27 protein-coding genes are annotated in these 24,427 nt (G+C 45.8%); 2 read left to right on the top strand and 25 right to left on the bottom strand.

The features are described from left to right. Nucleotides 1–903 carry a DNA-binding transcriptional activator PunR gene (punR, locus tag R7P67_RS16830; RefSeq protein WP_005378948.1) on the bottom strand — a complete coding sequence of 301 codons (903 nt, stop codon included), beginning with the start codon at nt 901–903 and terminating at the stop codon, nt 1–3. Between the two features lie 152 nt (nt 904–1,055). On the opposite strand from punR, the gene punC reads away from it, so the two are divergent. After that, nucleotides 1,056–2,261 (top strand): purine nucleoside transporter PunC, encoded by a 1,206-nt coding sequence (gene punC, locus R7P67_RS16825; RefSeq protein ID WP_005378946.1) that lies wholly within the window; start codon nt 1,056–1,058, stop codon nt 2,259–2,261. A gap of 44 nt (nt 2,262–2,305) precedes the next feature. On the opposite strand, the gene R7P67_RS16820 is transcribed toward punC, so the two are convergent. Further along, nucleotides 2,306–3,082, bottom strand: coding sequence for a transporter substrate-binding domain-containing protein (locus R7P67_RS16820; RefSeq protein WP_005378944.1), 777 nt, complete (start codon nt 3,080–3,082; stop codon nt 2,306–2,308). A 115-nt stretch (nt 3,083–3,197) separates the two neighbouring features. On the opposite strand from R7P67_RS16820, the gene R7P67_RS16815 reads away from it, so the two are divergent. After that, the gene (locus R7P67_RS16815) at nt 3,198–3,938 is read left to right on the top strand and encodes an amino acid ABC transporter permease (protein WP_005383852.1); all 741 of its coding nucleotides are present in this window, start codon (nt 3,198–3,200) and stop codon (nt 3,936–3,938) included. A gap of 84 nt (nt 3,939–4,022) precedes the next feature. On the opposite strand, the gene glmU is transcribed toward R7P67_RS16815, so the two are convergent. The 23 genes from glmU to R7P67_RS16700 all read right to left on the bottom strand — a co-directional run bounded on the left by glmU (nt 4,023) and on the right by R7P67_RS16700 (nt 24,272). Then, nucleotides 4,023–5,384 (bottom strand): bifunctional UDP-N-acetylglucosamine diphosphorylase/glucosamine-1-phosphate N-acetyltransferase GlmU, encoded by a 1,362-nt coding sequence (gene glmU, locus R7P67_RS16810; protein ID WP_017821563.1) that lies wholly within the window; start codon nt 5,382–5,384, stop codon nt 4,023–4,025. Between the two features lie 149 nt (nt 5,385–5,533). Continuing rightward, a complete protein-coding gene (locus tag R7P67_RS16805) occupies nt 5,534–5,956 on the bottom strand; it encodes a F0F1 ATP synthase subunit epsilon (protein WP_005378937.1) in 423 nt (140 codons plus the stop codon). 18 nt (nt 5,957–5,974) lie between these two features. Further along, entirely contained in the window at nt 5,975–7,378 is a 1,404-nt protein-coding gene (gene atpD, locus R7P67_RS16800) for a F0F1 ATP synthase subunit beta (RefSeq protein WP_005383849.1), read from the bottom strand. A 35-nt stretch (nt 7,379–7,413) separates the two neighbouring features. Further along, nucleotides 7,414–8,280 carry a F0F1 ATP synthase subunit gamma gene (gene atpG, locus R7P67_RS16795; RefSeq protein WP_005378932.1) on the bottom strand — a complete coding sequence of 289 codons (867 nt, stop codon included), beginning with the start codon at nt 8,278–8,280 and terminating at the stop codon, nt 7,414–7,416. 44 nt (nt 8,281–8,324) lie between these two features. Next, entirely contained in the window at nt 8,325–9,866 is a 1,542-nt protein-coding gene (gene atpA / locus R7P67_RS16790) for a F0F1 ATP synthase subunit alpha (protein ID WP_005378931.1), read from the bottom strand. 13 nt (nt 9,867–9,879) lie between these two features. Continuing rightward, complete coding sequence (gene atpH, locus R7P67_RS16785; RefSeq protein WP_005378930.1) at nt 9,880–10,413, bottom strand: F0F1 ATP synthase subunit delta; 534 nt, start codon at nt 10,411–10,413, stop codon at nt 9,880–9,882. Between the two features lie 14 nt (nt 10,414–10,427). Then, complete coding sequence (atpF, locus tag R7P67_RS16780) at nt 10,428–10,898, bottom strand: F0F1 ATP synthase subunit B (RefSeq protein WP_005378929.1); 471 nt, start codon at nt 10,896–10,898, stop codon at nt 10,428–10,430. A 74-nt stretch (nt 10,899–10,972) separates the two neighbouring features. Continuing rightward, on the bottom strand, nt 10,973–11,227 hold the full coding sequence (gene atpE / locus R7P67_RS16775) for a F0F1 ATP synthase subunit C (protein ID WP_002540812.1): 255 nt from the start codon (nt 11,225–11,227) through the stop codon (nt 10,973–10,975). 57 nt (nt 11,228–11,284) lie between these two features. Beyond that, the gene (atpB, locus tag R7P67_RS16770) at nt 11,285–12,097 is read right to left on the bottom strand and encodes a F0F1 ATP synthase subunit A (RefSeq protein ID WP_005378922.1); all 813 of its coding nucleotides are present in this window, start codon (nt 12,095–12,097) and stop codon (nt 11,285–11,287) included. An 8-nt stretch (nt 12,098–12,105) separates the two neighbouring features. Continuing rightward, the gene (locus R7P67_RS16765; protein ID WP_005378921.1) at nt 12,106–12,495 is read right to left on the bottom strand and encodes a F0F1 ATP synthase subunit I; all 390 of its coding nucleotides are present in this window, start codon (nt 12,493–12,495) and stop codon (nt 12,106–12,108) included. Nucleotides 12,496–12,684: 189 nt separating this feature from the next. Next, the gene (locus R7P67_RS16760) at nt 12,685–13,566 is read right to left on the bottom strand and encodes a ParB/RepB/Spo0J family partition protein (RefSeq protein ID WP_005383840.1); all 882 of its coding nucleotides are present in this window, start codon (nt 13,564–13,566) and stop codon (nt 12,685–12,687) included. A gap of 24 nt (nt 13,567–13,590) precedes the next feature. Beyond that, on the bottom strand, nt 13,591–14,364 hold the full coding sequence (locus tag R7P67_RS16755) for a ParA family protein (RefSeq protein WP_005383838.1): 774 nt from the start codon (nt 14,362–14,364) through the stop codon (nt 13,591–13,593). A 10-nt stretch (nt 14,365–14,374) separates the two neighbouring features. After that, nucleotides 14,375–15,010 (bottom strand): 16S rRNA (guanine(527)-N(7))-methyltransferase RsmG, encoded by a 636-nt coding sequence (gene rsmG, locus R7P67_RS16750; protein WP_005378902.1) that lies wholly within the window; start codon nt 15,008–15,010, stop codon nt 14,375–14,377. Beyond that, nucleotides 15,010–16,905 carry a tRNA uridine-5-carboxymethylaminomethyl(34) synthesis enzyme MnmG gene (gene mnmG, locus R7P67_RS16745; RefSeq protein WP_062730794.1) on the bottom strand — a complete coding sequence of 632 codons (1,896 nt, stop codon included), beginning with the start codon at nt 16,903–16,905 and terminating at the stop codon, nt 15,010–15,012. The genes rsmG and mnmG overlap by 1 nt, the downstream gene beginning before the upstream one ends. A 477-nt stretch (nt 16,906–17,382) precedes the next feature. After that, the gene (mioC, locus tag R7P67_RS16740; RefSeq protein WP_154204938.1) at nt 17,383–17,817 is read right to left on the bottom strand and encodes an FMN-binding protein MioC; all 435 of its coding nucleotides are present in this window, start codon (nt 17,815–17,817) and stop codon (nt 17,383–17,385) included. A 100-nt stretch (nt 17,818–17,917) separates the two neighbouring features. Beyond that, nucleotides 17,918–19,279 carry a tRNA uridine-5-carboxymethylaminomethyl(34) synthesis GTPase MnmE gene (gene mnmE, locus R7P67_RS16735; protein ID WP_005383836.1) on the bottom strand — a complete coding sequence of 454 codons (1,362 nt, stop codon included), beginning with the start codon at nt 19,277–19,279 and terminating at the stop codon, nt 17,918–17,920. A 130-nt stretch (nt 19,280–19,409) separates the two neighbouring features. Beyond that, nucleotides 19,410–21,032, bottom strand: coding sequence for a membrane protein insertase YidC (yidC, locus tag R7P67_RS16730; RefSeq protein WP_005383834.1), 1,623 nt, complete (start codon nt 21,030–21,032; stop codon nt 19,410–19,412). A 2-nt stretch (nt 21,033–21,034) separates the two neighbouring features. Continuing rightward, nucleotides 21,035–21,292, bottom strand: a complete 258-nt coding sequence (yidD, locus tag R7P67_RS16725; protein ID WP_005378822.1) for a membrane protein insertion efficiency factor YidD — start codon at nt 21,290–21,292, stop codon at nt 21,035–21,037. Continuing rightward, on the bottom strand, nt 21,259–21,582 hold the full coding sequence (gene rnpA, locus R7P67_RS16720; RefSeq protein ID WP_005394102.1) for a ribonuclease P protein component: 324 nt from the start codon (nt 21,580–21,582) through the stop codon (nt 21,259–21,261). Before rnpA ends, yidD begins: the two co-directional genes overlap by 34 nt. Before the next feature lie 46 nt (nt 21,583–21,628). Further along, complete coding sequence (rpmH, locus tag R7P67_RS16715; RefSeq protein ID WP_005378825.1) at nt 21,629–21,763, bottom strand: 50S ribosomal protein L34; 135 nt, start codon at nt 21,761–21,763, stop codon at nt 21,629–21,631. Between the two features lie 242 nt (nt 21,764–22,005). Next, nucleotides 22,006–22,743: an amino acid ABC transporter ATP-binding protein gene (locus tag R7P67_RS16710; RefSeq protein ID WP_054730019.1), complete on the bottom strand. Its 738-nt coding sequence runs from the start codon at nt 22,741–22,743 to the stop codon at nt 22,006–22,008. Then, nucleotides 22,740–23,411 carry an amino acid ABC transporter permease gene (locus R7P67_RS16705; RefSeq protein WP_005378829.1) on the bottom strand — a complete coding sequence of 224 codons (672 nt, stop codon included), beginning with the start codon at nt 23,409–23,411 and terminating at the stop codon, nt 22,740–22,742. The genes R7P67_RS16710 and R7P67_RS16705 overlap by 4 nt, the downstream gene beginning before the upstream one ends. 114 nt (nt 23,412–23,525) lie before the next feature. After that, the gene (locus R7P67_RS16700; RefSeq protein ID WP_005378831.1) at nt 23,526–24,272 is read right to left on the bottom strand and encodes an amino acid ABC transporter substrate-binding protein; all 747 of its coding nucleotides are present in this window, start codon (nt 24,270–24,272) and stop codon (nt 23,526–23,528) included. Nucleotides 24,273–24,427: the final 155 nt, after the last annotated feature.

Below are 24,427 nucleotides of genomic sequence, written 5' to 3'. Positions count from 1 at the left end.
TTATGACTGTAACCAATCTTTATGTAGCTGATTAGGCGACCCAAGATAGTCCACCATCCACTGGATCAATTTATGATTATCATCTTTGCGCCATACTAAGCAGCAGTGACTGAGCGGTTTATCATCCGGCATGACCTTCTCCACCAGCACACCATCATTGATTAAGGGTGTTGCAATATGACGTGGCATGTAACCCACGCCCACCCCATTTTTTAAACATTCAATCGCACTATACCAATTGGGCAATAATAATCGGCGCTGTTGCGGATAATGGCCAGTATGGCGTTTTGGCAGCACGTTCGAAGTATCATCAAGACAGATCGCCGGAAATTGACTCACAAACGCTTCAGTAAGCACTTGTTGTCGAACGCAAGGATGAGCGGGTGACATTACAAATGCCCAATCTAATACGCCCATATCTTTGACTTCAAAATCTCCCCCAACGGGAACCGCAGATGTCGCGCCAACGACAATGTCGGCTCGACCTTGTGCTATGGCTTCCCAAGAACCATTGAAGACCTCCATATTGATCTGCAATTCAGCAAATTCAAACTCGCGATAGAAATCTTCCACCAAAGGTTTGAGTTTTTCTAACTTCACCACGTTATCTAAGGTCAGCTTTAACGTGCTTTTCCATCCTTGAGCCGCTCGCCGCGTTTGTGCTTTCACCTCTTCCATTTGACGCAGCAAAGAGCGCGCCTCGGCCATAAAAAGTTCACCCGCTGGAGTTAGCTCGACTTTCCTTGGTAAACGTCGAAACAGCACCACATCTAAATCTTGCTCGACCTGCCTTACTCCATAGCTGATGGCTGAGGGGACTTTATGCAATACCTCAGCCGCAGCGGTGAAACTGCCTAAACGGGCAACCGTATCCAGCATTTCCAAAGACGCTTTAGAGAACATGATTTAACCTTTCAAAAAATTTGATTGATAACCAACAATTTTAGCGTTTTATTTTCTCAAAATCGAAAAATAGAATAATAAGGTAAATAAATCAGGGTTGGCGCCAACTGATGTTGATTAAAAAATGATTAAATAATTTGACTGGTTGAATCATGAAAATCTCAAAACTACAGCTCATTTATCTGGCAGCATTATCGATGCTTGGCTTCGTTGCTACCGATATGTATCTGCCAGCATTCAAAGCGATGGAAATCGACTTTGCAACAGGCCCTGAGCAAATTGCGCTCTCTTTAACGGTATTCCTCGTTGGTATGGCGATTGGCCAGCTAATGTGGGGATTGGCATCCGATAAATTTGGCCATCGTAATACACTCGCAGCCGGGTTGGTGCTATTTACTATCGCGTCATTCGGTTTGGCTTTCTGTGATCAAGTATGGCAACTACTCACACTGCGCTTTATCCAAGCTATCGGTGTGTGTGCACCAGCCGTGATCTGGCAGGCTATGGTCATTAAGCGCTACTCAAGCAGTAGCCAACAAATTTTTGCGACAATCATGCCACTCGTCGCGCTATCACCAGCACTAGCACCTCAATTAGGGGTTGTGTTGGCAGATAACTTCGGCTGGCACAGTATCTTTATTACGCTAACACTGGTTGGTGTCTTTTTGGTCTTTGCGACCATGGCACAAAAAGACGAGAAAGCAGAAATCAAACAAACCAGTATGTCTGCCGACATCAAAGCGCTGCTGAGTTCTAAAAAATACCTTGGCAACGTGTTTATGTTTGCGACGGCTTCAGCTGCATTCTTTGCTTACCTAACAGGGATGCCAGAAATCATGGCGCAACTGGGCTACGAAGCAAAAGATATTGGTTTGAGCTTTATCCCACAAACTATCGCGTTTATGGCTGGTGGCTACTTAGGTAAAGTAGGCGTTCGAAAATTTGGTGATGAAAAGGTTCTGCGCCAACTGATTGGCCTATTTAGTGTCGCGGCATTAATGATTTTCATTGCTTCACAGTGGGAGCTGTCATCGATTTGGCCTATTCTTGCGCCATTCTGTTTGATTGCCGTCGCTAACGGCGCGCTGTACCCAATCGTGGTAAACCGTGCACTGGCCAGCGCACAACAGAGCCCTGCAACAGCAGCAGGTCTGCAAAACAGCCTGCAAATCTGTGTAAGTAGCTTCTCAAGTGCATTGGTAGCCGCAATGGCAAGCCAAGCTCAGATGGTTACTGGCATCGCAATCATCATCTGTATGGGTGGGCTGTGGATGGGATACATTCTGTCGAATCGCGAATTATCCAAGCACTTTACGACTCCTGACAACGCCCGAGTCGTGAGTGAAGACGAACTTTAATCGTTCAAATAATAAAAAGAGCCGCGCAATGCGGCTCTTTCTGTTTATAAGCTTTTCAACCCCCACTTCTTGGCAGTCTGCTTAAAAAAGCCTTGAGTCTTTTTCAACTCAACCCAGTGATTGATGTAATTAATCCATACTTGATCGTCTTGCGGCAACAACATAGCAATTGGGGTTGGTTTACGCGGTGCGGTCACTGGCACTATCGCCAACTGTTTAAACTTGTCCACCAACGTCGCTGCTTCCACATTGGACGTCACCGATACATCGGCCCTGCGAGCTAGTAGTTCTTGGAAGTCGCGCGCTGGCGCTTCAATAACAATATGCTGAGCAGACGGGAAGAACTCCTTAACCATTTTTTCTTGTACCGTACCTAACGTCGCCGCGACTTTTACTTCTGGTTTATTAAAATCCGCCCAATCAGAGAATTTGGCGAGATCTTTCTTTTGCACCACAGGTACAAAGGCAAGATAGAAATATGGCTGGCTGTATCCAGCTACTTTCGCGCGCGACATGTTCAGAGATGCGCTGCCAGTAATATCGTACTTGTTGGCGGTAATGCCATTAACTAGCGTCTTCCAATCCGTGGGAACATACTCCACTTTTACACCGAGATCTTTAGCAAGTTCTGTTGTTACATCGATATCGAAGCCACGATAACTGTTTGTCGCGGGGTCTTTCATCGTCATCGGATTCCAATCTCCCGTCGTTCCAACTCGGAGTACGCCATTGTCTAAAATAGATTGAAGACGGCTTTCAGCGTGAGCGACTTGAGTCGCAGCAAGCAAACACATTCCTAGCACTAGTAAAATCTTTCTCATTTTTATTCCCTTAAAAATAATGACCTTATACGGTTTAATAATTAACCTTTATTAGAGCTCTACTGATAACATAGCAACAACAAAGGAAGTTTTTTAGTTAATTCAGGGAGTAAATGTGACGTTTCGAACTCTATGGCTATTTTCACTACTATTACTCACTGGTTGTTCAGATTATCAATGGGGCTGGTATGTACTTGACCCTTCGACGGATCAAGGGCTCACCAATCTAAAGTTTTTAATCGCTGGGTTTAACGACACCATCCAAGTATCACTCCTTAGTATGTTATTTGCGATGAGCTTGGGCCTAATCGTTGCGTTACCCGCTCTGTCGGACTCTGCCTCTCTGAAGTGGATAAACCGTATTTACGTCGAGGTGATCCGTTCAGTGCCAGTTTTAGTCTTACTACTTTGGGTGTATTACGGCATGCCTACACTATTGGATGTCTCACTCAATCACTTTTGGGCGGGTGTTATTGCACTGACTATCGCTGAGAGTGCGTTTATGGCGGAAGTGTTTCGCGGTGGGATACAAGCTATCAGCCGTGGCCAGCATGAAGCAGCTGAGTCTTTGGGCTTAAGCTATTGGCAAAAGATGCGCTTGGTAATTCTTCCCCAAGCGTTTCGACAAATCCTCCCTCCACTGGGCAATCAATTTGTCTACATTCTCAAGATGAGTTCTTTAGTCAGCGTGATTGGTTTAAGCGATCTCACTCGCCGTGCTAATGAGCTGGTGGTGAATGAGTACTTACCCTTAGAGATTTATACCTTCCTCGTTTTGGAGTACTTGTTGCTCATCCTATTTGTATCTCAAGCCGTTCGTTGGCTCGAAAAACGTATTGCTATTCCTAGCTACTAACGATGAAGCCTGAGCTAGAAACAACAAAGCCGCTCTTGTTGAGCGGCTTTGACAGTATAGCGATAGAGTGAGTGCAGGTAATGTTTATTTCTGTTTTACAGGACGCTGCCAGCCAGTAATTTTGCGCTCTTTGACGCGAGTAATTACTAACTCACCTTCTTCAACATCTTTTGTTAGTGTCGTGCCTGCACCTATGGTTGCGCCATCAGCGATAGTGACAGGCGCCACCAGCTGGCTATCAGAACCAACAAATACATCATTACCGATGATGGTTTTAAACTTGTTCGCACCATCGTAGTTACAAGTGATAGTACCTGCGCCGATGTTAGTACGTTGACCGATCTCTGCATCACCTAAGTAAGTTAGGTGGTTCGCTTTTGAACCTTCTCCGATGCGCGCATTTTTCACTTCAACGAAGTTACCCACATGGGAATCGTTACGCATTTCAGCACCAGGACGAAGGCGAGTAAATGGACCAACCGTACATTCTTCACCAACCGTTGCACCTTCAATCACACTGTAAGGGCGAACGATGGTGTTGTCGTCGATTTCACAATCTTTCAGTACACAACCCGCACCGATAACCACGTTATCACCCAGTGAAACTTTACCTTCGACGATAACATTCACGTCGATTTCACAGTCCATACCGCACTGTAACTCACCACGCAAATCAAAGCGTGCTGGATCGCGTAGCATGACACCTTGCTCTAGCAGCTTCTGAGCTTGCATTGACTGGAAAGCACGCTCTAGACGAGCAAGCTGTGCGCGGTCATTGACCCCTTCCACCTCAATGGCATTGACTGGGTGTACAGCCTCAACGGCACGACCTTCATCGTGTGCAGCTGCAATAACGTCAGTTAGGTAGTATTCGCCTTGTGCGTTGTTGTTGTTTAAGCCAGACAACCAACGCTTAAGATCCCCACCAGTCGCAACCATCACACCAGTATTGATCTCTTTAATTTGTTTTTGTTCTTCTGTTGCATCTTTTTGCTCAACGATCGCCACAACAGGACCATTCTTACGGATAATACGACCGTAGCCTGTCGGGTTATCTAGAATCACTGTTAGTAGTGCAATACCGCCTGTTGGCTGTGCATCTAATAGGTTTTCAATCGTTTCAGCTGAAATCAGTGGAACATCACCGTAAAGCACCAGTACTTTTTCATCGTCTTCAAACTTCGGAGACGCTTGATCAACCGCATGACCTGTACCTAGTTGCTCCGCTTGCAGTACCCAGTTTACAGGCTCTTCTGCTAGCGTTTGCTGCATTTGATCACCACCGTGACCATATACTAAGTGGATGTTTTGTGCGCCAAGACCTGTACATGTATCAATCACATGTTTTGCCATTGGCTTCCCTGCCAAAGTGTGTAGCACTTTAGGCATGTTTGAATACATACGGGTACCTTTACCCGCAGCAAGGATCACAGCACTGAATTTCATTAATAACCTATTGACGTTCTATTTTAATTGGGCGTTATTTTAAACACCTTGGAAGGATTAGTTAATGGTGGGATGTAAATTTCCAACTAAAATTAATCAAAAAGGCGACCAATTGGCCGCCTTTTTTCATGCAACGTTGCTAATTGAGCTTAGCGACGCTTTTTTGTCAGCTCGATAACTCGTAGCTGAGCAATGGCTTTAGCCAGTTCACTGGCCGCTTGTGCGAAGTCCATGTCACCATGCTGATTCTGGATTTGCTCCTCAGCGCGGCGTTTGGCTTCTTCTGCCTTCGCTGCGTCTAGCTCTTCACCACGGATAGCTGTATCAGCTAGTACAGTCGCTGTACCAGGCTGAATCTCTACCATACCACCAGAAACATAAATAATTTCTTCGTGGCCGTGCTGTTTCACAATACGCACCATACCAGGCTTGATAGCGGTCAGCAGCGGTGTGTGACCATGGAAAATACCAAGTTCACCTTCGCTACCGGTCACCTGAAACGTTTCAACACGACCAGAGAAGATTTTCTTCTCAGCGCTTACTACGTCTAGGTGAAAGGTTATTGCTGCCATATCGCCTCCTAGTTAGCCTTATAGCTTCTTCGCATTCTCAATAGCATCGTCGATGCTACCGCAGTACATAAATGCCTGCTCAGGAATGTCGTCGTATTCACCAGCTAGTAGACCTTTAAAGCCACGTAGAGTCTCTTTTAGAGGTACGTAAATACCAGGGTCACCTGTAAATACTTCTGCTACGTGGTAAGGCTGAGTTAGGAAACGCTCAATCTTACGTGCACGAGATACAACTTGCTTATCTTCTTCAGATAGCTCGTCCATACCTAGGATAGCAATGATATCTTTCAGCTCTTTGTAGCGCTGAAGAGTCTGCTGAACACCACGAGCAACTTCGTAGTGATCTTGACCAACGACTAGTGGATCAAGCATACGAGATGTTGAATCTAGCGGGTCGATCGCAGGGTATAGACCCATTGCAGCGATGTTACGGTTAAGTACAACCGTTGCATCCAAGTGCGCGAACGTTGTTGCTGGAGACGGGTCAGTCAAGTCATCCGCTGGTACGTATACCGCCTGTACAGACGTGATAGAACCTGATTTCGTTGACGTGATACGCTCCTGAAGTACACCCATCTCTTCTGCAAGAGTTGGCTGGTAACCTACCGCAGAAGGCATACGACCTAGTAGTGCTGATACCTCTGTACCTGCAAGTGTGTAACGGTAGATGTTATCAATGAACAGTAGTACGTCACGACCTTCGTCACGGAAACGCTCTGCCATTGTTAGACCAGTCAGTGCAACACGTAGACGGTTACCTGGTGGCTCGTTCATCTGACCGTAAACCATCGCTACTTTTGATTCTTCAGGCTTCTCAACGTTTACAACGCCCGCTTCCTGCATCTCGTAGTAGAAATCGTTACCTTCACGAGTACGCTCACCAACACCAGCAAATACTGATAGACCTGAGTGCTGTAGTGCGATGTTGTTGATAAGTTCCATCATGTTAACGGTCTTACCTACACCAGCACCACCGAATAGACCGATTTTACCACCCTTAGCGAATGGACAAATTAGGTCGATTACTTTAACGCCCGTTTCTAGAAGTGCAATTTCGTTTGATTGCTCTTCGTAGCTTGGTGCACTACGGTGGATAGAGTAAACCTCTTCCGCACCCACTTCACCACGCTCGTCAATCGCGTCACCTAGGACGTTCATGATACGACCTAGAGTTTTAGTACCTACTGGTACTGAAATTGGAGCGCCAGTGTTAACCACTTCAACTCCACGACGTAAACCATCAGAGCTACCCATTACGATACAACGAACTACGCCACCGCCTAGCTGTTGTTGAACTTCAAGAACTAGACGCTCTTTTGAGTCCGTTACGTTTAGAGCGTCATATACACTAGGTACATTGCTCTGTGGGAACTCTACGTCGACTACCGCACCGATGATCTGTACGATCTTACCTGTAGCCATCGTTAATCCTCTAAACTATTTCGTTTTACCTAAGCTTAAACCGCAGCTGCACCACCAACGATTTCTGATAGTTCTTGTGTAATCGCAGCCTGACGGGCTTTGTTATACACAAGTTCCAAATCGTCAATCAAACTGGTTGCGTTATCCGTTGCAGCCTTCATCGCAATCATTCGAGCCGCTTGCTCACAAGCAAGGTTCTCAACCACACCTTGGTATACCTGAGACTCTACGTAACGCACTAATAGCGTATCCAGTAGAGGTTTTGGTTCAGGCTCATAGATGTAGTCCCATGAATGCTCACGCTGCATCTCTTCGCTGTCCGATTTAGGCAAAGGTAGCAATTGATCGATCGTTGGTTGCTGAACCATAGTATTTACAAACTTGTTGAATACTACATATAGACGGTCCAGTTCACCTTCATCGTATTTCTTCAGCATTACGCCAACAGAGCCGATTAGGTCTTGTAGGCTTGGATTATCTCCAAGACCAGAAACCTGTGCCGCAACTTTTGCGCCACCATGTTTAAAGAAAGCTGTTGCTTTTGAGCCAACAACGGCTAGCTCAATCTCAGCACCTTTCTCTCTCCATGCTTGCATGTCTGTAACGGCTTTTTTGAACACGTTAATGTTCAAACCACCACACAGACCACGGTCTGTCGAAACGATGATGTAACCAACACGTTTAGCTTCACGCTCTTCTAGGTACGGATGACGGTACTCTAGGTTTGCGTTAGCCACATGACCGATCACTTTACGCATTGTTTCAGCGTATGGACGAGAAGCTTCCATTGCATCTTGAGAACGACGCATTTTTGAAGCTGCTACCATTTCCATCGCTTTCGTAATTTTCTGAGTGCTTTTAACACTACCGATTTTATTACGTATCTCTTTTGCGCCGGCCATCGTTACTCTCCGTTAGTTGGTGGCAGAAACTGCCACCGACCTAATTACCAAGTTTGGGTTGCTTTGAAGTCGTCAGTCAGTTTCTTCAACTGAGCTTCGATTTCATCGTTGTAAGCGCCAGACTTGTCGATCTCAGCTGCTAGTTCAGCGTATTGACCGCGAGCGTACGATAGTAGAGCCGCCTCGAAATCTAGAACTTTGTTAAGTTCTACATCATCAAGGTAACCGCGCTCTGCCGCGAAGATAGTTAGAGCTTGGTCAAATACAGACATTGGAGCGTACTGCTTCTGCTTCATTAGTTCTGTAACTTTTTGACCATGGTCTAGCTGTTTCTTCGTTGCGTCATCAAGGTCAGAAGAGAACTGAGCAAATGCCGCTAGTTCACGGTATGCAGCTAGTGCTGTACGGATACCACCTGATAGTTTCTTGATGATTTTCGTCTGAGCTGAACCACCTACACGAGATACTGAGATACCTGGGTCAACAGCAGGACGAACACCAGCGTTGAATAGCTCAGTTTGTAGGAAGATCTGACCATCGGTAATCGAGATTACGTTAGTCGGTACGAATGCTGAAACGTCACCTGCTTGAGTTTCGATGATAGGAAGAGCAGTCAAAGAACCAGTCTTACCTTTCACTTCACCGTTAGTGAAACGCTCTACGTACTCTTCGTTTACACGAGCTGCACGCTCTAGTAGACGCGAGTGTAAGTAGAATACGTCACCTGGGAATGCCTCACGGCCTGGTGGACGTTTAAGTAGTAGAGAGATCTGACGGTAAGCTACCGCTTGCTTAGATAGATCATCGTAAACAATCAGTGCGTCTTCACCGCGATCGCGGAAGTATTCACCCATCGCACAACCTGCGTAAGGCGCTAGGTATTGAAGCGCTGCAGATTCAGAAGCGGATGCAACTACAACGATAGTGTTTTGTAGTGCGCCGTGCTCTTCTAGTTTGCGAACAACGTTAGCGATAGTCGATGCTTTCTGACCGATTGCTACGTAGATAGAGAAAATACCAGAGTCTTTCTGGTTGATGATCGCGTCGATCGCCAGTGCTGTTTTACCAATCTGACGGTCACCGATGATAAGCTCACGCTGACCACGACCGATTGGGATCATTGAGTCAACTGACTTATAACCAGTTTGCACAGGTTGGTCTACCGATTTACGGTCGATTACACCTGGTGCGATCACTTCTACAGGCGAAGTCATTTTCGCTTCGATTGGACCTTTACCATCGATAGGCTCACCCAGCGTATTTACTACGCGGCCTAGTAGTTCTGGACCAACTGGCACTTCAAGAATGCGGCCAGTACCTGTAACTTTCATGCCTTCCTTAAGGTCAGCATATGGGCCCATTACAACCGCACCAACCGAGTCACGCTCAAGGTTAAGTGCCAGTGCATAACGGCCACCCGGTAATTCAATCATTTCACCTTGCATCACGTCCGCTAGGCCGTGGATGCGGATGATACCATCGCTTACCGATACGATAGTACCTTCGTTGCGAGCTTCACTAACAACTTCGAAAGATTCGATACGTTGTTTGATCAGATCGCTAATTTCCGTGGAATTAAGTTGCATGCTCCAATCCCCATTAAGACTGCAATGCATCGCTCAGGCGGTTCAAACGACCACGCGCTGAGTCATCGATGACTAGGTCTCCGGCTCGAATAATAACCCCACCAAGTAGGGTCTCATCTACACTGCAATTCAGCTTCACTTTGCGTTCAAGACGCTTTTCAAGTTTGCTGCCAATGTTTGCAAGTTGTTCATCAGAAAGCTCTGTTGCTGAAATTACTTCAACATCAATTTCTTTCTCATGTTCTTTTTTCAGAGTAAAAAACTCTTTACAAACATCAGGAAGGGCCGCTAAACGACCATTCTCAGCCATTACCTTCAAAAGGTTTTGACCGTGCGCATCAACTTGTTCGCCGCAAACTGCAACAAAAATTTCTGCCATTTTGTCAGCAGAAACCGAACCCGTTAGTAGTTCGTTCATTTGTTCGTTTTTGGCCACTTCAGCAGCAAAAGATAACATTTGGCCCCATTGGTCCAACTGGTCTTTCTCTAAAGCAAAGTCGAAGGCTGCTTTAGCATAGGGGCGTGCGATAGTAGTCAAATCAGACATATGCGCCCCCAGACTTAAAGTTTTGCAGTAATGTTGTCGAGAATATCTTTTTGCGCATCTTTATCGATAGAACGCTCAAGGATTTTCTCAGCACCAGCTACAGCCAGAGTAGCAACTTGTTTGCGCAGCTCATCGCGTGCACGATTGCGTTCAGCTTCAAGTTCTGCTTCTGCTTGCGCTAGGATTTTCTGGCGTTCTGCCTGAGCTTCCTCGCGAGCTTCATCAAGAATTTGAGACTTACGCTTGTTCGCTTGTTCGATGATCTCAGTTGCTGTGCGCTTCGCTTCTTTCAATTGATCAGAAGCGTTGGCTTGTGCTAGATCCAAGTCTTTCGCAGCACGTTCTGCTGCTTGAAGACCATCAGCAATTTTCTTCTGACGCTCTTCGATCGCTTGCATCAATGGTGGCCATACATACTTCATGCAGAACCACACAAATAGTGCGAACGAGATTGCTTGACCTAGCAGAGTTGCGTTTATGTTCACAACAGCTACCCCTCTATTTGGACTTAGTGTTAATCAGTGACAAGCGATAATCGCCCGTCCCGAGTTAAAGGTGATTAACCTAGTTGACCAACGAATGGGTTTGCGAAAGTGAATAGTAGCGCGATTACGATACCGATCATTGGAACCGCATCAAGTAGACCCGCGATGATGAACATCTTAACTTGTAGCATAGGAGCCATTTCTGGTTGACGTGCAGCACCTTCTAGGAATTTACCACCTAGCAGTGCGAAACCAATCGCTGTACCAAGAGAAGCAAGACCGACGATAATACCTACGGCGATTGCAGAAAAGCTCAGTAAAGTTTCCATTACTATCTCCAATTTATAGTTGTTGGCTTAGTGCCCAAATAAAAAGCTTTAAAAAAATTAATGATCAGGATCTTCGTGTGCCATTGACAGGTAAACAATTGTCAACATCATGAATACGAAGGCTTGAATCGTAATAACCAAGATATGGAAGATTGCCCACGGTAGTGAACCCATCCATTGTAAGTACCATGGTAGCATTGCCGCACAAAGAATGAATACAACCTCACCCGCGAACATGTTACCGAATAGACGCATACCAAGTGATAGAGGTTTCGCTAATAGCGATACCACTTCAATTAGTAGGTTAAACGGAATCATCAGTGGGTGATTGAATGGATGTAGTGCAAGTTCTTTTGCGAATCCACCTAGACCTTTTACTTTGATGCTGTAGTAAATCATCAATGCAAAAACGCCTAGAGCCATAGCCATGGTGATATTCACATCAGCAGACGGTACAACCTTAAGGTAAGGAATACCTAGCCAATGCTCTGCTGGGTATGGTAAGAAGTCGATAGGAACTAAGTCCATCACGTTCATCAAAAATACCCAACAAAAGATAGTCAGTGCTAAAGGCGCGATCAGTGGGTTGCGTCCATGGAACGTGTCTTTGACGTTATCGGCGACAAATTCAACGATCATTTCTACAGCACACTGAAGCTTACCCGGTACACCCGCTGTTGTTCTCTTTGCTACTTTGTAAAAAATTCCTAGGAAGATTAAACCAGTAAACCAAGAAAAAAACAGGCTATCGATATGTACGTTCCAGAAACTTGTCTCCGACCCTACTAAACCCAACTTGTATAGCGATAGGTTAGAAAGGTGGTGGGCAATGTAACCGGACGATGTTAGCGCTTCACCTGGCGCAGCCATAACTCATCCTATTTTTTGTTGTTAATGAATAGCACTGGTGCACAGATATTAATACCTAGTACCAGCAAATAGGTTAGTTTGAGGGGAACAAGTTCCACCTGCATATACATGTAGGCAACATAGAACAGTGCAACCGTGATGAGAATTTTCAGTACTTCACCCGTATAGAAGGAAGCAGCGATGCGCTTGGCAGCGCGAGCTCCACTAAACATGAAAGCACACAGCGCGAATACTGCATTGGCAACAACAAAAATGCCTCCGCCAATCAGCGCTGAAAATCCCCAGTCAGGATTTATGGCTACCGCCATTCCTGCTGCCACAAAAATAACCGCGCCAGACTGGATCATTAACAATTGCCTTGCGAGCTCTCGTCCTGGTCTAGCTAACGCAGCTACCATGTATTCGTACCTCTAGTAATATCCACTTCGCACTTAACTCTCTGTGCTGGGAAATTGGCGAAAATTATACGTTCAGTTCAACGTAAAGCAATTCGATTGCATCAAAAACTTACAGTTTTGTTTACAAAACGACAACTTTCGCACAAAATTCGATTAATTAGATTAATTGACCTAAATCAATTATCTCATCTAGGCCTCAAGCTTGGCAATTAGTTGGTCCAATTTGTGAGGCTCATCAAGACTTATCGTCAATTTCGCTTTTCCGTTTGCAGAACGGGTAAGAGAAACTTTTGCATCAAGCAGCTGACTCAATTTATGCGACATTTGCTCGGCTTCGGTATCCTCTTGTTGCCCTTTTTGCTCATTTTGTGGGGCTAAGCACTTTTTTACTAACTGTTCGGTTTGGCGAACAGTCATTTGCTTCTTAGCCACTTGTTGAGCTACTTCGACTTGCTGTTCGCCTTCTAACGCTAACAGAGCTCGAGCATGACCCATTTCCAATTTTTTATCTGCAACCAGACCTTTTACATCAACTTCCAACTGATTCAGACGTAATAGGTTACTGACCGTCGTTCTTGATTTACCAATCACATCGGCCACTTGCTGATGTGTCAGCGTGAATTCATCTTGTAGACGTTCAAGCGCTTGGGCTTCCTCAATCACATTCAAGTCTTCACGTTGAATGTTTTCAATCAACGCCATGGCGATGGCGGCACGATCTTCAACTTTTTTCACCAAACACGGCACGCGTTTTAAACCCGCCTGCCTTGCAGCACGCCAGCGGCGCTCACCTGCGATGATCTCAAACTGACCATTTTCGACCTGGCGAACCACGATTGGTTGAATAATGCCTTGTGATTGAATCGAAGCCGCTAGTTCTTCTAGCGCTTCAGGCGCCATATCTTTACGCGGTTGGTATACGCCCGGCTGCAATTGACCAATCGCTAAATCGGTTAACTCACCGTCTGCCGATAATTCTTGGCTATGCGATGCAATATGCTGTTTTTCACGAGCAAACGAACTGGTCGACAATAACGCATCCAGTCCTTTTCCGAGACCACGCTTAGACATGGGATTGAATTCCTTAGGTTAGAGTTAAACTGGGATTTCTTCGCGGCGGAGCATTTCGCCCGCTAGAGCAAGATACGCTTTGGCACCTGCGGAGTACTTATCGTAGTACATTGCTGGCTTACCGTGACTTGGCGCTTCAGCCAAACGAACATTACGCGGAATGACAGTACGGTAAACTTTATTCCCAAAGTGTTTTTTAAGTTGATCGGATACTTCATTCGATAAGCGGTTGCGTGGGTCGTACATGGTACGCAATAAACCTTCGATTTTTAGGTTTTCATTCACAACAGCCGCTAACTTGCTGATTGTATCCATAAGAGCAGTTAAACCTTCTAACGCAAAGTATTCACATTGCATCGGCACCAGCACAGAGTCAGCTGCCGCCATCGCATTGATTGTAAGAAGGTTTAGAGAAGGAGGACAATCAATAAAGATGAAATCATAGTTATCGCGAACTGACGACAATGCATTTTTTAGACGTACTTCACGAGCGAAAACTTCCATCAATTTGATTTCTGCCGCGGTGACGTCTCCGTTCGCCGCGATCAAATCATACTTCCCTGTTGTTTGGGTACAAACGACTTGATCGAACGGTGTATCTTCGACCAAAAGATCGTATGCGGTGGCGTCGACCATATACTTATCCACGCCACTGGCCATCGTAGCATTGCCTTGCGGGTCGAGATCGATCACCAAAACCTTGCGCTTTGTTGCCGCCATCGAAGCCGCTAAGTTAATGCACGTTGTTGTTTTGCCGACCCCACCTTTCTGGTTGGCGATTGCTACAATTTTACCCACGATTACCTCGCTAATTTTCCTTGCGCGATAAGATTACTAGATGACGATCACCTTCCAACTCAGGAACAGCCAAAGATATGATCTCTGTCACACTGCACCATTCAGGAAGCTGATCCATTTCATCTTTAGGGTGCTGTCCTTTCAGCGCTAGAAACACCCCGTGCTCTTGTTTCGGCAAATGGTGGCACCATTCCACCATGTCTGTCATTGAAGCAAAAGCTCGACTCAAAACGCCATCAAATTTTTCTTCAGGTTGGAATTCTTCGACGCGACTTTGAATTGGTGTCACGTTTTTCAGTCCTAATGTGTGCACGACTTGCTTGATAAAACGAATGCGTTTGCCAAGACTGTCGAGCAAAAAGAAGGTTTTCTCAGGGTTCATTATTGCCAAAGGGATGCCCGGTAACCCCGGACCAGTACCAACATCAATGAAGCGCTCACCGGGCAGGTGTGCGCTTACAACGATACTATCAAGAATATGTTTCACTAACATATCAAGCGGATCACGTACCGATGTTAAATTGTACGCTTTGTTCCATTTGTCGAGCAGTTCGACATAACCAACTAACTGCTCTCGTTGCTGTTCTGACACTTCCAAATCGGTTTTCGCGATCAGTGAATCCAGCTTTGTTCGCAATGCGCTCATTATTCTTCCTCACCTTTCTTCAGCAAACCATGCTTTTTCAAGTGAACAAGTAGAATAGAAATTGCAGCAGGCGTAATACCAGAAATGCGTGATGCAATACCGATGCTCTCTGGTTTGGCCTCGCTCAGTTTAGCAACGACTTCGTTTGATAAACCTTTTACATCGCGGTAATCCAAATCAGCAGGTAACTTGGTATTTTCGTGACGCAGTGATTTTTCGATCTCTTCCTGCTGACGCTTGATGTAACCATCGTATTTCACTTGAATTTCAACTTGCTCAGCCGCTTGCTGATCTTCAAGAGCAGGAGCAAACGCTTCAAGTTGCGTCAGTTGCGCATAAGTGATCTCTGGACGACGCAGAAGATCCTCACCACTCGCTTCACGGGCCATTGGGGTTTTCAGTAGCTTGTTCAACTCATCAACACCCTCTGACTTCGGATTCATCCACGTTGCTTTCAAACGCTGACGCTCCGTTTCCATATTGTTGATTTTCTCGTTAAAGCGAGCCCAACGAACATCATCAATCAAGCCTAGCTCGCGCGCTTTTTCCGTTAAACGTAAATCGGCGTTATCTTCACGAAGTAGCAGGCGGTATTCCGCACGAGAAGTGAACATGCGGTACGGCTCTTTAGTACCCATGGTCGATAAGTCATCAATCAACACGCCCATGTAAGCTTGGTCACGACGTGGGCTCCAGCCTTCTTTGTCTTGGCTAAACAAGCTTGCGTTTAGACCGGCCATCAAGCCTTGCGCTGCGGCTTCTTCGTAGCCAGTCGTACCATTAATCTGGCCAGCAAAGAACAAACCATGGATGAACTTCGTCTCGTACGTTTGCTTCAAATCACGTGGATCGAAGAAATCATATTCAATCGCATAACCTGGGCGAACGATGTGTGCATTTTCAAACCCTTTCATTGAGCGCACGATTTGTACTTGCACATCAAATGGCAAGCTGGTCGAGATACCATTAGGGTATAACTCGTGCGTGGTTAGGCCTTCTGGCTCAATGAAGATTTGGTGGCTGTTTTTGTCAGCGAAACGCATCACTTTGTCTTCAATAGACGGACAGTAACGCGGACCAATACCTTCAATCACACCTGCGTACATTGGACTGCGATCCAAGTTACTACGGATCACATCGTGAGTTTGTTCATTGGTGTGGGTGATGAAACATGGAATCTGACGCGGATGCTGTTCACGTTTGCCCATGAACGAGAATACAGGCGTTGGGTTATCACCGTGCTGAGCTTCTAGCACTGAAAAATCAACAGTACGAGCATCAATGCGCGGTGGAGTACCTGTTTTTAAACGATCCACACGGAACGGCAGTTCACGCAGTCGATCCGCTAATGCGATCGATGGTGGATCCCCGGCACGACCACCAGACGAGCTTTCCATACCTATGTGGATCTTACCACCAAGGAAGGTACCCACGGTTAGCACAACGGCTTTCGCATGGAAGCGAAGTCCCATTTGAGTTACCACACCAACTGCGCGATCTTGTTCAACAATCAGATCATCAACTGATTGCTGGAACAACGTTAAGTTAGGCGCATTTTCTAATGCATTACGAACGTACGCTTTGTACAGAGCGCGATCGGCTTGAGCTCGAGTTGCTCGTACTGCAGGACCTTTGGAGGCATTTAGTGTACGAAACTGAATACCTGCATGGTCGATGGCTTCAGCCATCAAACCGCCCATAGCATCTACTTCTTTTACTAAGTGACCTTTACCAATACCACCGATCGCCGGATTACAAGACATCTGGCCTAATGTATCGATGTTATGGGTAAGGAGAAGCGTTTTTTGTCCTGTGCGTGCAGATGCGAGCGCGGCTTCCGTTCCTGCGTGTCCGCCACCGACAACAATGACGTCAAAGTTTTCGTGATAAAGCATGAACTGACCTCAGGTATTCAAAGGGATTTAATGGACAGATAAAGGAGCCGTATTTTACCTGCTTTATGCCAGAGAGAAAAACGTTTTCTCGTTTTATCCGTTTTAAGCTTCAAGATAAATATATATAAGATCTATATATATGATCTTTTATTAGATCTACTATTAGGATCGACCGTTTCTGTGGATAACCTAAAAATGATCAACAAGATCATGGATCTTCTTTGGATCATATCTTGTGATCATGATTGGATCAGATCGAGGATTACCTGGGATCAAAAGTGGTAGTTATACACAGGGGGTAAAATTGATCAAAGTTGTTATTGGGATAACTAAAGGAAAATCACTGGATCTTATTGTAGTTACCCACAGTCTGTTTGGTTGGTTTTTGAGCGATTAAACAAAATAATTTGGTGGGAGTTATTCACATGGGAGAAAACAGAGCCGAATTTCGACTCTGTTGAAGGGAAAGTCGTGAGTTTAAAAACGTTCGATATTCTCTTTTAACCACATCTCTGCGGCGTCTTCTGGCACATCATGGCTCAGTACATCGATTTTAAAGCAATCTGCGAGAGGGGTTGCACCAATATCCTCTAATAAATCATAAGCGTGTTGACCAGCGGCACAGAACGTATCGTAGCTAGAGTCACCAATCGCAATCACCGCAAATTTTACATCAGTCATTTTTGGCGGTGTATTTTGTAATGCTGCGATAAAAGGTTGGATATTATCAGGATACTCACCAGCTCCATGTGTAGAGGTGATCACCAACCACGTACCTTGATTTTCGATATCACAGAGGGAAGGCTGGTTGTGGATCGTTGTTTCAAATCCATTCTCGTTGAGTAGATCACTCAGGTGATCCCCTACGTATTCTGCGCCACCTAACGTGCTGCCTGTAATAATGTGGATCATACTTCTTCCTTATTGAATGCGACGGCTAAAGCTCATGGATGGCTTGCCGTACAAAAAGAAACGCGGTGTGAGTTAAGCTCAGCACCGCGCGTTCGATTATTTACTTCCCGATACAGAATGAAGAGAAGATTCGTCCCAGTAAGTCGTCAGAACTGAACTCACCGGTAATCTCATTGAGATGTTGTTGGGTGATGCGTAGCTCTTCAGCCAATATTTCACCAGCCATATAGCCTTCAAGCTGCTCCTGGCCTATTTGAAGGTGCTGTGCGGCACGTTCTAATGCATCGAGATGACGACGACGAGCCATAAACCCACCTTCACTGTTGCCAGAGAAGCCCATACACTCCTTGAGATGATCGCGCAGAGCTTCAACCCCTGCACCAGTCTTCGCTGACAAACGGATAAGGGTAGGGTTATTGACGTGGCAGATCCCCATATCTTCACCCGTTTGATCCGCTTTATTACGGATCACAGTTATACCAATGTTGTCTGGTAGGCGATCCACAAAATCTGGCCAGATATCTTTCGGATCGGTGGCATCGGTTGTCGTGCCATCCACCATGAACAACACGCGGTCTGCTTGGGCTATTTCATCCCACGCGCGTTCGATACCGATTTTCTCTACTTCATCGGAAGCATCACGCAAACCTGCTGTATCAATGATGTGTAGTGGCATGCCATCAATATGGATGTGCTCACGCAGTACATCACGCGTGGTTCCTGCGATGTCGGTTACGATTGCAGACTCTTTACCCGATAGTGCGTTCAGCAGGCTTGATTTGCCCGCATTTGGACGACCCGCAATCACGACTTTCATCCCTTCACGCATAATAGCGCCTTGGTTAGCTTCTTTGCGCACCGCATCTAGGTTGTCGATGATGGCTTGTAGGTCACCAGCCACTTTACCGTCGGCCAAAAAGTCGATCTCTTCTTCAGGGAAGTCGATGGCTGCTTCAACATAGATACGCAAATGAATCAGCGACTCAACTAAGGTATTAATACGGCCTGAAAATGCGCCCTGTAAGGATTGCAGCGCCGATTTTGCTGCTTCTTCAGAACTGGCATCAATGAGGTCTGCAATCGCTTCGGCTTGAGCTAGGTCGAGTTTATCGTTCAGAAATGCGCGTTCAGAGAACTCACCAGGGCGAGCAGCTCGAATACCATCTATACCTAGAATGCGTTTTATCAGCATATCCATCACGACAGGGCCGCCATGGCCTTGCAGCTCAAGTACGTCTTCACCTGTAAATGAGTGCGGGTTAGGGAAGTACAGTGCGATGCCCTGATCAAGCACAGTGCCATCTTCTGACTTAAACGGCAGGTACTCTGCGTAGCGGGGCTTTAGTGTTTTGCCAGTGACTTCTAACGCCACTTGGTTGGCTTTAGGGCCAGAAACTCGAATAATACCGACACCGCCACGACCAGGCGCGGTCGCTTGAGCGACAATCGTATCTGTAGTCATAATTTTGCCTTTTGAGCTGGGCTATAGGGAAGATACCTAGGGAGCCATCACAATTAATTAGCTGAATTGTAATCAGCCAAAAACAAAAAGGCGACCTTTTGGCCGCCTTTCTCAATCATTTCCTAAAAGGTTACTTGCTGTGTAAGCCTTTTTTCTCTAATCCTTTGTAGATCAGAGTTTGCTGGATAAGCGTTACGATGTTTGACACCAACCAGTACAGAACGAGACCTGATGGGAAGAACAAGAAGAAGAAGGTAAACATAACCGGCATAAAGGTCATGATCTTCTGCTGCATTGGATCCGTTACTGTTGTCGGGCTCATCTTCTGGATTAGGAACATTGACGCACCCATCAGTAGAGGCAGGATGTAGTAAGGGTCCTGCGCTGAAAGGTCATGAATCCAACCGAAGAATGGAGAGTGACGTAGCTCAACCGATTCCATTAGTGCCCAGTAAAGCGCGATGAAGATAGGCATCTGTAGGATAAGAGGTAAACAGCCACCTAGTGGGTTCACTTTCTCTTTCTTGTACAGTTCCATCATTTCTTGGCTCATGCGCTGACGGTCATCACCGATACGCTCACGCATTGCTTGCAGCTTAGGCTGTAGCATGCGCATTTTCGCCATAGACGTGTATTGCGCTTTTGTTAGTGGGTACATTGCACCACGAACGATGAAGGTCAGACAGATGATTGCCACACCCCAGTTGCCAACAAAGCTCTGGATGAATGAAAGCAACATATGAAGAGGCTTCGCAATGAACCATAACCAGCCGTAGTCCACTACTAGGTCTAGGTTAGGTGCAACTTCTGCCATTTCATCTTGCAGTTTTGGACCAACCCAAAGTGTTGCTTCAAACTTAGCCTGATCGCCTGTTGCGATAGTTTTGTTCGGCATACGAACGCCGATGTCGCCGAGGTTGCCAATTACACGAGTGTATAGGTTAGTACCTGGTTCGTTACGTGGGATCCAAGCTGCGGCAAAGTAGTGCTGAATCATTGCTGCCCAACCTTGGCCATCGGCTAGGTTAAGAGACAGGTTGCGATCCTGCATATCATCAAAGCTGTACTTCTTGTAACGCGTATCTTCTGTTGAGTATGCGCCACCACGGTAAGTAGGCATTGTGATGCTACCACCATCGTCCATTAGGTTTTGACGTAGGTGAGCGTACATACCAAATGTTGCGTTGTTGCCTGAGTTGTTCACTACATCGTATTCAACATTAAGCGCGTAGCTGCCGCGTTTAAAGATGTAAGTTTTGGTGTATTCGATGCCGTTTGCAGTGAATGTCATCGGAACGCGAAGTTCATCTTGACCGTCAGCCATTGTGAAGCTGTCTGCACTTACGTTGTAGTGAGGGCGATTTGTGCTGCTCAAGTCGATACCTTGAGGACCCACTAGACCGCTTTGAGCGATAAATTGGTGACCTTGAGCGTCTTTAAGCAGAACAAAGGAATCTGATGAATCTAACTCAGCAGAGTATTCGTTAAGGTTGGCATGTACCACATCGCCACCAACGGTGTCGATCGACAGAGTTAAAACATCAGTCGTTACTGTGATAGTTTTTGCAGAAGCTTGCTGTTGACCAGGAACTGGGTCAAGTTCATCAGCAAAAGATGGTGCAGGTAGAGTGCTGCTTGATTGAGCCTGTTCAACTGCTTGAGGTTCTGGATTCTTTGCAACTTGCCATTGTTGAAACAGCAAAAAAGAAACCAGGGCCAAACCGATGAGCAGGATATTACGTTGAGAATCCATCGTTAGTTATCTCTGTCTTGTTTTTGGACTGGTGGAACGGGGTCATACCCCCCTTCATTCAAAGGGTGGCATTTTAATAGACGTTTGCCTGATAACCAACATCCTTTTACAAAACCGTGAGCTCTCAAAGCTTCTAGCGCGTAAGTGGAACAGGTTGGTGTGAACCGGCAACGAGGACCAATCAAAGGGCTGATAAACCAGCGATACAGATAAACGAGCCCAATGGCTATCCACGTGAAGGGCGAGACAGGCGTTGCCATAGCTTATCAAACAACTTAAAAATTTCCTCATTGCTTAAATCTTGCGCGCTTTTCTTCGCAATCACAACAAAATCTTTGTTTGGAAGCTGATGTTGATTGTTACGAAAGCTTTCACGAGCCAAACGCTTAAATCGGTTACGACCGACAGCCGTTTTGATTTGCTTTTTGGGAACCGCTAAACCTAATCGTGGGTGAGAAAGTTTGTTATTGCGAGCAATGATGGTGAAATGAGGCGAGCCAGCTCGATGAGCTTGCTGGAAGACGTTTTGATAATGCTCGGGAGTTAACAAACGTAACTCCCGATTAAACGCGTACGTGTTCAAAATAAACTAGCGATTATTTTGATAGGCGCGCACGGCCTTTTGCACGACGTGCGTTGATAACTTTACGACCGTTCTTAGTTGCCATGCGAGCACGGAAGCCGTGAGTACGCTTGCGCTTTAGAACTGTAGGTTGAAAAGTGCGTTTCATGATAATTACCTTTACTGATCAGTAGTTTTAGGTTCTTGTTAAACCCGGCGTGGGTATTTGCTTTCTTATATAAAGAAGCTCTTTATATAGAGAAGGACAACCGACGCCTCTCAACAAAGAGGCGGAATTGTAATCACACTCACATAATGTGTCAATGACTCAATGAGTACGAAATTCCGGCCGGGCGATTATACGTAGTGTGAGTAAAATCTCAAGGATCAATCGATCCTGATGCTTGATCGTTACTCTATTCCTACTTGGTTAAGGAATTTTTTCAAACGAGGATCTTGTGGATTATCGAAGATATCCTGTGGAGAACCTTGCTCAACGATATTGCCTTCCGCCATGAAGATCACTCTATCAGCTACTTCTTTCGCGAATTGCATCTCGTGCGTCACCACCAGCATGGTTTGATGCTGATTAGCTAACTTCTTCATTAATGAGAGAACTTCACCGACCCATTCAGGATCCAGCGCAGAAGTTGGTTCGTCAAACAACAGCAGTTCTGGTTGCAGCGCCATCGCTCGGCCGATACCCACACGTTGTTGTTGGCCGCCAGATAATGACGCTGGATAACTATCGCCTTTATCCCCAAGGCCGATGTCATCCAGAATTTGTTGCGCTCGTTTGAGAGCATCGGCTTTTTTCCAACCTCGAACGGTCACTAGACCTTCGGCAATGTTCTGGCGCGCATTCATGTGGGCAAACAGGGCATAGTTTTGGAACACAAAGCCAGTTCGACGACGCAGCGCTAATACTTCGGCTTTAGTGTGTTTTTGAGTATCAACGGAGATGTCATCTATCGTGATACGACCTTCATCTGCTTGTTCTAGAAAGTTCACCGTACGCAGCAAGGTTGATTTACCCGTACCACTTGAGCCGATAATCACGATGATCTCACCTTGCTTAATATCGAGGTCGATGCCTTTCAGCACTTCAGTCTCACCAAAACGTTTGTGAATATTTTCTAGCTTAATCATCGTACGTACGCCTTATTCAGTTTTGCTTCTGCCCAGATTTGTACGCGAGTCAGAATTACCACCACGCCCCAGTAAATAAGAGCAACCGCAAGGAAAGCTTCAAAGAAACGGAAACTTGATGAGGCTTCCATCTGTGCTTTCGCCATGATTTCGGCCACACCAAGCGTGAAAGCGAGAGACGTTGACTTGATCATATCGATGAAATAGTTCATCAATGAAGGCAGTGCGACACGCGTTGCTTGAGGTAAAATCACTCGGCGCATTGCTTGGGATGTCGTCATACCGACCGATAAGCTCGCTTCCATTTGGCTGCGATCAATGCCAATAATGGCGGCACGAATACTTTCCGCCATATAAGCGGCAAAGTGCAGCGTTAAACCGATTACCGCTGCTGAAAAGGCGTCGATACCGACCATCAATGGAAAAATTTGCGGTAAGCCGTAGTAAAGCAGGAAAAGCTGAACCAACAGTGGGGTGCCACGGAAGAAGCTGATGTACAGTTGGCTTAATTGATCCAGAACTGGCAGTTTAAATACGCGAATATTGGCTAAAATGACGGATAAAATCAGCGAAAACACCAATCCCCATGTCGCCATTTCCATGGTTGTGCCAAGATATTTCAGCAATATCGGCAGCAGTTCCAACATGTAATTAAAGTCAAATCCCATACGGCTTACCTAAAGGCTAGAGAAAAGAAAAGGTGGAAAACAAGTTCCACCTTTACGTAAGTTTATTTTAGTCCGAGAGTGATACCACTTTGCGGCCTAAAGTACAAAGAGTTCTTATTTCGTGATGTCAGCGCCAAACCACTTCACGGAAATTTTCTCTACTGTACCATCTGCGCGCATCTCAGCCAGTGCTTTGTTTACTTCTTCTTGCAGCTTACGACCTTTCTCGTTGTCAACGAAAGGCCATGCGTTTTGAATGGTCTCAAACGGTTCGCCTGCCAATTCCAGAGGAAGGCCAGTTTTCTTAATCAGCTCTAACGCAGAAAGACGATCCATTACAAATGCATCTGCTCGACCGAGCGCCACGTCATGTTCGATACCTGTGTCGTACGTTTTAATGTTGATCTTGCCGTCTTTGTCGTATTGACGCAGCAGTTGTTCAAAGTTAGAGCCTAGGTTCACCGCAACGGTTTTGCCCGCAAGATCGTCAACACCTTTGATGCTGTCGTTGCCTTTACGCACGGTAATTTGTGCGCCATCTACAACGTAAGGGTCAGCAAATAGGTATTTAGCTTTACGCTCGTCAGTCATGGTGATTTGGTTGGAGATCGTATCGATACGACCAGTTTCTAAAAGACCAAATAAACCAGAGAAGTTGGCTGTTACGTATTCGATTTTGTAATCGTTACGTTTACCGATTTCATCCCACATGTCGACTTCAAAGCCTTGTAGCTTGTCTTGCTTTACAAAAGTAAACGGGAAGTAGCGACCTGACATACCAACTTTGACTTCAGTAGCGGCTTGTACGGTTGCTGCCGACAGTGCAATGGCTGCAACGGCAACCTTAATCCAGTTTTTCATAATACATCTCCATAATTTTATGGTTGGAAATACTACTGTTAGTTAGCTCAATTAAATAAATAACCAAGAGCAATAACCTAGACCTGTGAGTTATTAGATAATAGAAGAAGAATGTTAAATGTGACGAAAATGCGAACTGAACCTAGCGAAATGAT

This window comes from Vibrio sp. Vb0937, from assembly GCF_033338855.1.
Note: the sequence above shows the minus strand (reverse complement) of the source record. Positions and strands in the feature narration are given on the sequence as shown.